Raw genomic sequence first — 12,498 nt, 5'->3', positions numbered from 1 at the left:
CGGACGTGGCGGCCGCGTTCCTCCCGGCCCCCGGGCGCGGTGCGGTCTTCTCCGTGGTCCCACCGCTCTGCCCGGTCCGGGGTACTCCGGTTTCGGGATTGGCCGCGGCGTCGCCGTTCGTCGACCGGGCGTCGGACGCCTGACCGTCCGTCCCACTTCCCTGCTCGGCCATCCCACCACTTCCTGACATACACCGTATGCAACAGGCCGCCGGCCGACCCGGTACGGACCGGAGGCGGCCGGGCCCGGGCCGTACCACGCCCCCAGCTTGTCCGCCTAGGCCCAGCTGGGCCTCATCATGACAGTCATCGGTCCACGCCTGACATGTGCCAGAACGGCAACGGCACAACGGGGGCCGCGCCGGCGGGCCGCCGGTGACCGGCGGACTCGGCGTCGGCGCGGCTCGGGGTGCTCGAGGTATGCCAGTTCTCGGTCAGGGATCAAAGATCAGGGATGCGACGCTGACGCCAGACGGTGGGGTCAGATGGCCTCCCCGATGCGATGGACCCGCATCATGTTGGTCATGCCGGCCACGCCCGGCGGCGTCCCGGCGACGACGACCACCAGTTCACCCGGCTTGCATCGGCCAATATGGAAGAGGGCGCTGTCGACCTGGCGGACCATCTCGTCCGTGCTGTCCGCGAACGGCACGAGGAAGGTTTCCACGCCCCAGAAGAGCGCCATCTGGTTGCGAACAGCCGGAATCGGCGTGAAGGCCAGCACCGGGACCTCGGTACGGTACCGGGCGAGTCGCCGGGCCGTGTCACCACTGAGGGTGTGGGCCACGAGGTAACGGGCGCCGACCGCGGCTCCTACCGACGCGGCGGCCTGGGCGAGTGCCCCACCGAGCGTGCGCGGTTCGGTCCGCAGGGGCGGTATCCGGCCGAGGTCGGCCTCGGCGGTCTCGATGATGCGCGCCATGGTGGCCGTGGCCTCGATGGGGTAGGCACCGACGCTCGTCTCCGCCGACAGCATGATCGCGTCAGCGCCGTCCAGGACGGCGTTGGCGCAGTCACTGGCCTCGGCACGGGTCGGCCGCGGCGCGCTGACCATGGACTCGAGCACCTGGGTCGCGACGATCACCGGCTTGGCCCGCTCCCGGGCCTGGCTGACGGCGCGCTTCTGCACGAGCGGCACGTCCTCGAGCGGCAGCTCGACCCCGAGATCGCCACGGGCGATCATCAGACCGTCGAACGCCTCGATGATCTCGTCGAGCTCGGCGACCGCCTGCGGCTTCTCGATCTTGGCGTGGACCGGAACCCGGATCCCCACCTCATCCATGATCGCATGCACCGCCGCGGCGTCCACGGCGCTCCGGACGAAGGACAGTGCGACCATGTCCACCCCGAGGTTGAGAGCGAACCGCAGGTCAGCGGCGTCCTTCTCGGTGAGCGCCGGGACGGTGAGCGCGGCGTTGGGAATGTTCATCCCCTTGTGGTCGCTCACCGGCCCGCCGACAACGACCGTGGTGTGGACGTCGGTGTCAGTCACCCCGTCAATCTGCAGGACCAGGCGGCCGTCGTCGACCAGGACGCGATCCCCGGCCGCGACGTCGCCCGGCAGGCCCGGGTAGGTCGTGCCGACCTGATGCTGATCGCCGGGAACATCACGGATCGTGACGGTGAACCGCTGACCGGGCAGCAGGGTGACCCCGCCGTCGGCGAAGTTCCCCAGCCGGATTTTCGGTCCCTGGAGGTCGGCGAGCGTGCCGACGCTGCGGCCGGCCGCCTCCGCGGCCTCGCGCACCCGCGCGTAAGTGACGGCATGCTGTTCGTGTGTTCCGTGGGAGAAGTTCAGTCGGGCAATGTCCATTCCCGCGTCGACGAGGGCCCGGACCTTCTCTGGCGAGCTGGTCGCGGGGCCGAGGGTACAAACAATCTTGGCTCTACGGGGCACACCCAGAGCCTAAGTACTGATCGTCGGTCATTGCACACGGGGGCCACCGGGAGGCGCGCGCGGCGGCCCGAGAAGTAGTCAGATCAGGCGTATCCGTTATATGCTGCACGTGGTCGCGCGGCGGCGTACCGTTCATATCGTCCGCGCCACACTCCTGTCGGTTGACGCGTGTGATACGGGAAAGACGGCAAGGGCGCCGGACGTTCCTGGGATCCGCTTCCTCGGATGCGGAAGTCGGTAGGGCACGATCGAGTCCCCCCGGAGCCGATATGAAACAAAATCCCGCCATCCACCGCCAGCCGTCCGGCGACATCGACATCGCCGTCGCCGACGTCATGGCTCCCGCCGAGACCAGCGTCGTCGCCTCGGAGGTGCACGCCGGCAGCGCGGCCGGCGAGAGCTCCCCCACGGCCGCAGCGCTTCGTTCGGCCGAGCCCGGATCTTAGGCCATGACGGGCGGCCGTGGTCCGCGACCGGCTGCGGACCACGGCCGGTCGCCGCCCACCTGTCGGGTCGGCGCGACGCCGGCCGCCCGAACGTGGCGCGCCCGGATGTGGCCCAGGAGTCAGACCCCGACCGGTGGGGCACTGGCCCCTTCGGCCCACCCCGCACCAGCACCGACGGGCGTGACCGGGGCGAACTGGGTCCGGTACAACTCGGCATAGAGCCCGCCGCGGGCCAGCAGCTCCTCATGGGTCCCGCTCTGCACGATCCGCCCGTCGTCGACCACCAGAATGCGGTCGGCGTCGCGCACCGTGGACAGCCGGTGCGCGATGACCAGGGATGTCCGTCCCACCAGCGCGGCGGTCAGCGCCTGCTGCACGCCGGCCTCGGACTCGCTGTCGAGGTGCGCGGTGGCCTCGTCCAGCACGACGATGCCCGGTTCGCGCAGCAGCAGCCGGGCGATGGCCAGCCGCTGCTTCTCCCCGCCGGACAGGCGGTAGCCCCGGTCACCGACGACCGTGTCCAGGCCGTCCGGCAGGGAGCGCACGAGCGGCCCGATCCGCGCCGCGTCCAGAGCGGTCCACATCTGCTCGTCCGAGGCGTCCACCCGAGCGAAGGCCAGGTTCGCGCGGATGGTGTCGTGGAACAGATGCGCGTCCTGGGTGACCACACCGACAGCGAACCGCAGGGACCGAAGGGTGAGATCGCGGACGTCGTGCCCGCCGATGCGTACCGACCCCGACCGCACGTCGTACATGCGCGGAACGAGCTGGCTGATCGTCGTCTTGCCCGCTCCGGACGGGCCGACCAACGCGATCACCTGCCCCGGCTCGACCCGGAAGGTGACATCGTGCAGCACCGGCGTGGGCACCCGCGGGTCGAGTACGGCGACCGACTCCAGCGACGCCAGGGAGACCTCGTCGGCGGCCGGATAACGGAAACCGACATGATCGAACTCGATGGTCGCCGCGCCGGCCGGCAGATCGACAGCGCCCGGCCGGTCGGCGATCGCCGGCTCCAAATCGAGCACCTCGAAGACCCGCTCGAAGGACACCAGCGCCGTCATGACGTCGACGTGCACGTTGGAGAGCTGGGTGAGCGGCCCGTAGAGTCGTCCGAGGTAGGCCGTGAGCGCGACCAGGGTACCGACCTCCAGGCTGCCCTGGGCAGCGAACCGACCGCCTATACCATAGACGATCGCGGTCGCGAGCGAGGCGACCAGGGTGAGCGAGACGAAGAATATGCGGCCGTACATGGCCTGGGTCACCCCGATGTCACGCACCCGCCCGGCCCGAACACGGAAGTTCTCGTCCTCCCGTTCTGCCGAACCATACAGTTGCGCGAGCATCGCTCCGGACACGTTGAATCGTTCCGTCATCGTCGTGTTCATCTCGGCGTTCAACCCGTAGCTCTCCCGGGTCAGCCTGGCCAGGCGGGGCGCGAACAAGCGGGCCGGAATAATGAATACCGGCAGCAACACGAGCGAAACGAGGGTGATCCGCCAGGACAGCACCAGCATCGCGGCGAGCACGAATCCGGCGGACAGAATATTCGACAGCACCGACGACAGCGTGTTGGTGAACGCCGACTGCGCGCCGAGCACGTCGTTGTTCAACCGGCTGATGAGCGCCCCGGTCTGGGTCCGGGTGAAGAAGGCGAGTGGCTGGCACTGCACGCGCCGGAACACCTGGCTGCGCATCTCGTAGATCAGACCCTCGCCGATCCGGGCCGAGAACCAGCGCTGCGCGAGCGACAGACCGGCGTCCAGGAACGCCAGGCCCGCGACGACCGCGGCGAGCGCCTGCACGAACCCCACCCGGTGGCGCACGATGCCGTCGTCGATGATCGCCTTGAAGATCATCGGAACAACCGCACCGACAGCCGAGCTGAGCACGATGAGCGCGAGAAAGTAGGCGAGCTGCCGCCGATGGGGGCGGGCGAAGGCGACGATCCTGCGCAGGGTGCCAGGCCGTAGCGAGGTCCGGGTGACCGAACGGTCCTGTTGGAAGGTACGCATCGTGGACCAACCGTCCGTTCCCGGTCGCATCAGCCCTCCCTGGCGGCGGTGCTTGGTGTGTAACGAGGTAAGCAGGAATTGCGGACGGGCATTCCCGCAGCGGATGCGGCCCGTCGGGCGTGCTGGCTGCCGCTCACCCCGCCGCGGGGTCGTCACCGGCAGCGGAGCGGGCGATGACGACGCGTTCCCAGGCCTCGTCCTCGGCCCGCTCGTCGAGACGGCCGGAGCGGGTGGCGGGACGGGAACGCCGCGCGCCGTGCATCAGCGCCTTCACCTCGGCCGCGATATCGCGGGGAACCGCGAGGAGCGCCGCGACCAGCACGCCGACCTGCTCGTCCAGCAGCTCACGCGGCAGGACTCGCTGGGCCAGCCCGATCCTGGCCGCTTCGTCGGCGGCGAGCTCGCGGCCGGTCAGGCAGAGGTCCAGGGCATTCGCGTATCCGAGGAGCTCGACCAGCGGACCCATGGCACCGGCCGCGGGCAGGAGGCCGTCACGCGCCCAGGTCAGCCGGAAGCGCGCATCCGCGGCGAGGACCCGCAGGTCACAGGCGACCGTCACCGCGAGACCGAGGTCGCCGACCGTCGTGTCCACGACGGCCACACTGATCAGGTCGGACCGGTCGGAGACCCGCCCCATCGCGTCGCGCCACGCGCGATAGCCCGCAGCCGGGGACAGCCGCCCCACGGCGTCCGCAGGTCCTCCCTCGCCCACCCGGGGTGCGGGGTCGGTGAGGTCAGCGGCCGGCGGGGGGCGATGACCCATCCGGACAACCAGGACCCGGACCTCACCGGTCAACCGACGCAGTTCGCCGGCCAGCGCCGACGCGAGAGCCGGGAACGAGCCGGCCCCGCCGGTATCACCGAGGTCCGTCATCCCGATCGTGACGAGAGGCCCGGCGACCCGCACGCGCAGCCCGGCCGCCGCCGCCGCTACAGCGGCGGCGGGGACCGCCATGATTCAGGCGCTTTTCTTCTTGGTGCCCCGGGTCGCACCACCCCGGCCGCGCAGGGTCGTACCGGACTCCGAGAGGATCCGGTGGACGAACCCGTACGAACGACCAGAGGACTCGGCGAGCAGGCGGATGCTCTGCCCACCTTCGTACTTCTTCCGAAGTTCGGCGGCAAGCTTGTCCCGCTCGGCGCCGGTGATCCGGGTTCCTTTCCTGAGCTCGGCCAACGTGGCCCCCTCCGTGTTCGATGATCTGCGAACCGATCTTCACTCAGCTTGAGTAAACGCGCCACTCGAAGCAGATGTGATCCATCACACGCGACGCCGGTGCATGACCGTGCCCTCGCGTTCCTTCCTCCATGCCGGCGGTCACCAGCGATGGCACGGGTCGCACCCACCCGCTGGCACAGCAGGCGCGCATGGCCGACAGTGCTACCGAGACCAGTGTCCCCAATCCCCGGTACGCGGCCCGACAACAGCATCGGCGCGTCGCCACGAACATCGTCATCTTCGCGATCGAGATCTTCTCTCGATGCAACGCTGCAGGTACGACCATCAGTCGATCACTGTACAGAGCGAGCCGACGGACCGCGAACGCGGCCGATCGATTCGACTGATTCCTCACATCCGACACCGGTTGGCCACCTCGTCGGGGCCGGCCCGCTCCCGTGCCAAGGCCCGATCCGGCGAGACCGCGGACGGCTCGTCGCACCCCCGCCGGCACCTCCGGCATCCGGATCGGAAGCAACTGCGGCGCTGGGAGCGAACCGGACTCGTTACCGTGCAGTGGTGGTCGGTGACGTAATGATCTCCTGGTCGGCACCGAAGGTGCCCAGCTACGCGGTCTGCCTCGGTACGGACCGGTGAGCGCGACGGACGGCGCCTCCGGCCCGACCGCTGTCGCCGCCTCCAGCCGGTCGCCCGGACCGCGTGGCGGCCTGTCCCGGCCCTGGGCTGGGTCCGCCGGGCATACCGAGGCCAGCGAGGCGGCGCTGTGGCTCATCCTGGTGGCCTGCGGTCTCGTCGGTATGTTCCTCGTCTCCGCCGGCGACCTTGATCTGGGCATCGGTGACCCGCCGCTGCGCGGCGGATGGGCTCCCCGTCTCGATTCCCTCGTCCTGGTCCCGCTCGCGATCGCCGTGGTCGTGGTTGCCCTCACCGCCTGGTGGGCCTCGACCATCCCCCCGGCGGCCACCCCGAACACCCCGAACACCCCGAACACCCCGGCCATGGCGACCGGCCCGACGAACAGGCTGCCCTGGACCGTCCTGCTCGTCCTGGGCTACGTCGGATCGCTGGCGTGGAGCGGCACGCTCGCGCTGGTCGCACCCGGGGAGATCACGGCGGATCTTCGCATCCCGGCGGATCTCCTGGCGGCGGCGAAAGCCGTCGGTGACGATCCGCTCGGCTTCCTCGCCTCCTACACCGCGACCACCACGCACGCCGCGGCGGGGACCACGGCCGTCCTGCCGACCCATCCTCCGGGCCTCGTCCTGACCGTCTGGGTGCTCACCAGGGTGGGGATGCACGGCGCGGTCGCGATCGGGATGCTGTTCACCGCCCTGGGCACGCTGGTCGTCCCCGCCGTCTCGATCGCGGTGCGCTCGTTGTGCCATGAGACGGCCGCCCGGCGCCTGGTCCCCGTCCTCGTCCTGGCCCCGTGGAGCGGATGGATGGCGGCGTCCCCGGACGCCGTCACGGCCACCCTGGCCACCCTGGCCGTCGCGGTGGGGGTGGTCGGATGCGAACCGGGTCGGCGCTCGATGTGGTGGGCGCTGGCAAGCGGGCTGCTGCTCGGCCTCGCGGGGCTGTTCGGCTACGCCTCGGTCTGGCTTGGCGTGGCGGTCGCGGCGGCCTACTTCGTCCGCCGTCGCCCCATCCTCAACGTCATGACCGGCCTGGGTGCGCTTCTGCCGCTGTGGCTCTTCTACGCGTGGGGTTTCTCCTGGCCCGACGGGCTGGCCCTGGCGAGCGCGCCACGGCCGGGGCTCGCCGGCACGCTGGCCTGGATCGCCGTGGATCTGACCGTGGTCGTCCTCGTCGGCGGACCGGTTCTCGTCCGGGCGGCGCGCCGCCTGCGGCTGACCCCGGGCTGGCCGCTGCTGGTGGGGGCCGGCGCGACGATGCTGTTCGCGACGGTCCTCGGACTGGCCGAGGGCGACGTCGAAGAGTCCTGGCTGCCGGTTTTCCCCTGGTTGCTGGTGGCCGCGGTGGCGCCCCGTCCCCGACCGGAACTGCCTGGGGACAAGCTACGGGCGGGAAACCTGCCGGTGGTACTGATGTCCCTCGGCGCCCTGAGCGCGCTCGCGCTGCGGCTCTGCCTCGCCGGCGGCACCGGCTGACGGATCCCGTCGTCGACCCGGCTCGTCGCGGAGGATGTCGGGCTCGAGGAAGATGCGCAGCGGAACCGCCACCGCGGCCCGCAGCGCCGCCTCCGCGCCGTTGATGGTGGCGGCCACCTCGGGCATCGCCAGTTCCGCCCCGATACCGATCTTGGCTGCGACGAGCAGCTCGTCCGGCCCGAGGTGCAGCGTGCGCAGGTGGATGACCGTGGCGACGCCCGGGGCGGCGGCGAGCGTGCGGCGGATGGTGGCGACCATTGCCGGGGCGGCGGCCTCGCCCACCAGCATGCCGTACGCCTCGGTCGCCACGATGACGGTCACGATCAGCAGGAGCACTCCGATGGCCAGCGTTCCCGCGCCGTCCCAGGTCGGGTCGTCTAGTGCCAAGGTCAGTCCGACCCCGAGCAACGCGAAGATCAGCCCCAGCTCGGCTGCCAGGTCCTCCAGCAGGACGATGGGCAGTTCCGGGGCCCGCGCCTCCCGAATAAACCGCCACCAGGACCGGTCGCCCTTCGTCTTCTTCGACTCGCGCATGGCGGTCGCGAAGGAGTACGACTCCAGCAGCACCGCGATCAGCAGGACGACGACCGCGACCAGCCCGCTCTCCAGCTCATGCGGATGGCGCAGCTTCTCGACGCCCTCATACACCGAGAACAGCCCGCCGACGCTGAACAACACGATCCCGACCAGGAAACCGGCGATGTAACGCGCCCGCCCGTACCCGAAGGGATGCTCCTCGTCCGGCGGCTGGACGGAACGTTTCTGGCCGAGCAGGAGCAGGCCCTGGTTGCCGGAGTCGGCCACCGAGTGGATGGACTCGGCCAGCATCGACGACGACTGAGTGACCAGGAACGCGACGAACTTCGCCAGCGCGATACCCAGATTGGCGGCCAGTGCCGCCATGACCGCCTTGGTGCCGCCCTGCGTACTCACAAAGGTTCTCCGTTCGGTTCCCGGCGCAGGGTCCCTGCTCAGGCCAGGGTGATGAGCTCGGCCAGATCGGGTGACCAGTTGTCCTCGACCCCGTCCGGCAGCATCAGGACCTTCTGCGGGTCGAGGGCCTCGACGGCCCCCGGGTCGTGGGTGACCAGGACGACCGAGCCCCGGTACGTGGCGAGCGCGGCAAGCACCTCGTCGCGCGAGGCGGGGTCGAGGTTGTTCGTCGGCTCATCGAGCAGGAGAACGTTGGCAGAGCTGCAGACCAGTCCGGCGAGCGCGAGGCGGGTCTTCTCGCCGCCGGACAGGGTCTCGGCTCGCTGCTCCACGCTGTCTCCGCTGAACAGGAACGCGCCCAGGATGCGACGCAGCTCCACGTCCGACGTCCCCGGCGCGGCGGCCCGCATGTTGTCCAGCACCGAGCGGCTGGTGTCCAGCGTCTCGTGTTCCTGCGCGTAGTACCCAAGACGCAGACCGTGACCGGGATGCACCTGGCCGACGTCGGGCGCCTCCTGGCCCGCCAGGATGCGTAGCAGCGTGGTCTTGCCGGCACCGTTCAGCCCGAGGACCACGACCCGCGAGCCGCGGTCGATCGCGAGGTCCACACCGGTGAACACCTCCAGCGAGCCGTAGGACTTCGACAGTCCGGTGGCGGTCAGCGGCGTGCGGCCGCACGGAGCCGGGTCCGGGAAGCGCAGCTTGGCCACCCGGTCGGCGACGCGCGCCTCGGCGAGCCCGGCCGCGAGCCGCTCGGCCCGCCGGTCCATCTGATGGGCGGCCCGCGCCTTGGTCGCCTTGGCGCGCATCTTGTCGGCCTGCGCCTTCAGCGAGTCAATCTTCTTCTCGGCATTGGCGCGTTCCCGGCGACGGCGGCGCTCGTCCAGCTCGCGCTGGTTGAGGTAGGTCTTCCAGTTCACGTTGTAGACGTCGAGGGTGGCCCGGTTGGCGTCGAGGTGGAAGACCTTGTTCACGCACTTGTCGAGCAGGTCGACGTCGTGGCTCACCACGATCAGGCCGCCCGTGTGGGCGCGCAGGAAGTCCCGCAGCCACCCGATCGAGTCGGCGTCGAGGTGGTTCGTCGGCTCGTCGAGCAGCAGGGTCGCGTCGGCGTTGCCGGACCCGGCGAACAGGATGCGGGCGAGTTCGACCCGCCGCCGCTGCCCACCGGACAGGGTGCCGATGGGCTGGGCGAGCACCCGGTCGGCCAGGCCCAGCGACGAGCAGATCCGGGCAGCCTCCGCCTCGGCGGCATAACCGCCGAGCGTCCCGAATCGCTCCTCCAGGCTGCCGTAGCGGCGGATCGCCGCGTCCCGCGCCGTGGCGTCGACCAGCTCGGCCATCTCCAGCTGTAGCTTCTCCATCTCGCGCAGGAGAACGTCGAGACCGCGCGCCGACAGCACCCGGTCACGGGCGGTGTCGGCCAGATCGCCGGTACGCGGGTCCTGGGGGAGGTAACCCATCTCACCCCGAATGTCGACGGTGCCGGCGAACGGCAGCCCCTCCCGGGCAAGCACCTTCAGCAACGTTGTCTTGCCGGCCCCGTTGCGCCCGACGAGACCGATCCGGTCGTTCGGCTGCACCCGGAAGGATACGGGCTCGATCAGAGTGCGGGCTCCGGCACGCAGTTCGAGCTCGGACACAATGATCATCGAGGTAGGGCCTCTTTCGGGCTTCCAGACAACGCCGGGCGAGCGTCAGAGCGTTACACCGGCGACGTCGGGTTGACACGGACAACGGCGGGGACCCCACCAGAGCACGGCGAACCGGGACGACCGAGGTCGGGCACGGGGTAGGTCGGGCACGGGGTAGACCGCGCACCGTGCCCACCAGGGACGGCACGGTCGGGCGCGCGACGATCACGATACGACGATGCTCATCACCTCAAGAGTACGGAAGCCATCGGGCGCCGTGGCCGCCGGATAACCCTCGAACAGGTCCGCCACGCGCCAGAGCGTAAGGTGCCCCGTGCGCCCACGGTCACCCGCCGTCGTCCGGGTGGCCGCGCGCCGGCCAGGCCGCTGCCCGCCCGCCACGAGAACATGGGCGACGTCCGTCCACCGCCCAGCCGCATGCGTCGCCGCGCAGGCGCACCGATCGAAAGGCACACCATGTCGACGCTCCTCGTGACCGGAGCCGCCGGGTTCATCGGATCGAACTTCGTCCGCTACTGGCGGACGCGGCATCCGGAGGACGCGGTCGTGGCGCTCGACGCCCTGACCTACGCCGGCTGCCGGGAGAACCTCGCCGACGTCGCGGACCGCGTCACGTTCGTCCACGGCGACATCCGTGACCAGGAGCTCGTCGAGTCGGTGCTGCGGGAGCACTCCGTGGACGTGGTGGTGAACTTCGCCGCCGAGTCGCACAACAGCCTGGCGATCATCCGTCCCGGCGAGTTCTTCGCGACGAACGTGATGGGTACCCAGGCCCTGCTTGAGGCGGCCCGCACGGTCGGGGTGGCCCGCTTCCACCAGATCTCCACCTGCGAGGTCTACGGCGACATGGACCTCAACGACCCCGGTGCCTTCACCGAGGACTCCCCCTACCTCCCCCGCACGCCCTACAACGCGGCGAAGGCCGGCGGGGACCACGCCGTACGCGCCTACGGCTTCACCTACAACCTCCCCGTGACGATCACCAACTGCTCGAACAACTACGGTCCCTACCAGTTCCCGGAGAAGGTCATCCCCCTGTTCGTGACCCGGGCGCTGCAGGGCGAGTCGCTCCCGATGTACGCCTCCACCACGAACCGGCGCGAGTGGCTGCACGTGATGGACCACTGCCGGGCGATCGACGCGGTTCTGGACCGCGGGCGGCTCGGCGAGACCTACCACGTCGGATCCGGCGTCGAGGCGGACATCGAGACGATCGCCGACACGGTGCTCGCCGAGCTCGGCCTGCCCGCGTCGTTGAAGACGATCGTGCCCGACCGCCCCTCGCACGACCGCCGCTACCTGCTGGACTCCACCAAGCTGCGGACCGAGCTGGGCTGGACGCCGTTGATCGACTTCGCCGAGGGCGTGCGGTCGACCATCGCTTGGTACAAGGAGAACGAAGCCTGGTGGCGTCCGCTGCTCGGTCGCTCCCCGGTCTCCGAAACGGCCTGGACAAGCTGACGGCTCCAGCCGAGCTGAGGCGTCAGCCGCCGGTCAGCGATGCGTACAGCCGCGCGGTGCGCTCGGCGATCGCCGCCCAGCCGAACTCGGTGACGGCCCGGTCCCGGCCCGCATGGCCCATCGCGGCCGCCCGGACCGGGTCCGCGAGCACCTCGTTGACGGCCCCGGCCAGCGCGCCGGGGTCGCCGGGCGGCACCAGCAGACCGGTGACGCCGTCGTCGACGACCTCGGGAATGCCACCGACCCGGGAGGCGACGACCGCGGTGCCGCACGCCATCGCCTCCAGGTTGACGATGCCGAGCGGCTCGTAGACCGACGGGCAGACGAACACGGTGGCATGGCTGAGCAGCTGGATCACCTCCGGCTTCGTCAGCATCCCGGGCAGCCAGACCACGCCGTCGCGGCCGGCGCGCAGGCCCTCGACCAGGTCGGTGATCTCCGTGAGCAGCGCAGGGGTGTCCGGGGCCCCGGCACAGAGCACGAGCTGCGCCCGGGGGTCAATCGTCGCCGCCGCCCGCAGCAGCACCGGCAGCCCCTTCTGCCGGGTAATCCGCCCCACGAAGATCATCGTTGGCCGGGCCGGATCCACCCCGTGGCGTTCCAGCACGTCGGTCGCGGTGTCCGGACGGTACTCGTCGGTGTCGATGCCATTGCGGATGACGTGCACACGGGCCGGATCGACCGCCGGGTAGGCATCGAGGATGTCCGCCCGCATGCCCGCGCTGACCGCGACGGCCGCCGACTCGATCGCGACCCGCTCGCACCAGGACGACACCCGGTAGCCCCCGCCCAGCTGCTCGG

At 70.5% G+C, this 12,498-nt stretch carries 10 protein-coding genes; 3 read left to right on the top strand and 7 right to left on the bottom strand.

Features of this window, described 5'->3' with window-relative positions; all coding sequences use genetic code 11:
- Positions 1-480: 480 nt before the first annotated feature.
- Entirely contained in the window at positions 481-1,896 is a 1,416-nt protein-coding gene (gene pyk / locus AC08ON_RS04580) for a pyruvate kinase (protein WP_011436116.1), read from the bottom strand.
- Positions 1,897-2,165: 269 nt separating this feature from the next.
- On the opposite strand from pyk, the gene AC08ON_RS04575 reads away from it, so the two are divergent.
- Positions 2,166-2,342, top strand: a complete 177-nt coding sequence (locus AC08ON_RS04575) for a hypothetical protein (protein ID WP_023841550.1) — start codon at positions 2,166-2,168, stop codon at positions 2,340-2,342.
- A gap of 119 nt (positions 2,343-2,461) precedes the next feature.
- Here AC08ON_RS04575 and AC08ON_RS04570 read toward each other — a convergent pair whose 3' ends face one another.
- The 3 genes from AC08ON_RS04570 to AC08ON_RS04560 form a co-directional block, all read right to left on the bottom strand.
- Positions 2,462-4,387: an ABC transporter ATP-binding protein gene (locus tag AC08ON_RS04570; RefSeq protein WP_476606237.1), complete on the bottom strand. Its 1,926-nt coding sequence runs from the start codon at positions 4,385-4,387 to the stop codon at positions 2,462-2,464.
- 103 nt (positions 4,388-4,490) lie between these two features.
- Positions 4,491-5,312, bottom strand: coding sequence for an enoyl-CoA hydratase/isomerase family protein (locus tag AC08ON_RS04565; protein ID WP_476606238.1), 822 nt, complete (start codon positions 5,310-5,312; stop codon positions 4,491-4,493).
- A 3-nt stretch (positions 5,313-5,315) separates the two neighbouring features.
- Complete coding sequence (locus tag AC08ON_RS04560; protein ID WP_009399485.1) at positions 5,316-5,534, bottom strand: helix-turn-helix domain-containing protein; 219 nt, start codon at positions 5,532-5,534, stop codon at positions 5,316-5,318.
- Between the two features lie 635 nt (positions 5,535-6,169).
- On the opposite strand from AC08ON_RS04560, the gene AC08ON_RS04555 reads away from it, so the two are divergent.
- Positions 6,170-7,648: a hypothetical protein gene (locus AC08ON_RS04555; RefSeq protein ID WP_476606239.1), complete on the top strand. Its 1,479-nt coding sequence runs from the start codon at positions 6,170-6,172 to the stop codon at positions 7,646-7,648.
- Here the strand turns inward: AC08ON_RS04555 and AC08ON_RS04550 are convergent.
- Positions 7,556-8,581: a cation diffusion facilitator family transporter gene (locus tag AC08ON_RS04550; protein WP_476606240.1), complete on the bottom strand. Its 1,026-nt coding sequence runs from the start codon at positions 8,579-8,581 to the stop codon at positions 7,556-7,558. The two genes, AC08ON_RS04555 and AC08ON_RS04550, sit on opposite strands and share 93 nt — an antisense overlap.
- A gap of 38 nt (positions 8,582-8,619) precedes the next feature.
- The gene (locus AC08ON_RS04545; protein ID WP_011436109.1) at positions 8,620-10,233 is read right to left on the bottom strand and encodes an ABC-F family ATP-binding cassette domain-containing protein; all 1,614 of its coding nucleotides are present in this window, start codon (positions 10,231-10,233) and stop codon (positions 8,620-8,622) included.
- Positions 10,234-10,692: 459 nt separating this feature from the next.
- Between AC08ON_RS04545 and rfbB the strand changes: the two genes are divergently transcribed.
- Entirely contained in the window at positions 10,693-11,697 is a 1,005-nt protein-coding gene (gene rfbB / locus AC08ON_RS04540) for a dTDP-glucose 4,6-dehydratase (RefSeq protein WP_476606241.1), read from the top strand.
- A 22-nt stretch (positions 11,698-11,719) separates the two neighbouring features.
- Here rfbB and glgA read toward each other — a convergent pair.
- On the bottom strand, positions 11,720-12,498 hold a 779-nt coding region (gene glgA, locus AC08ON_RS04535; protein ID WP_476616513.1), incomplete at its 5' end, for a glycogen synthase.

Source organism: Frankia sp. CoWAU3, assembly GCF_977971855.1.
Note: the sequence above shows the minus strand (reverse complement) of the source record. Positions and strands in the feature narration are given on the sequence as shown.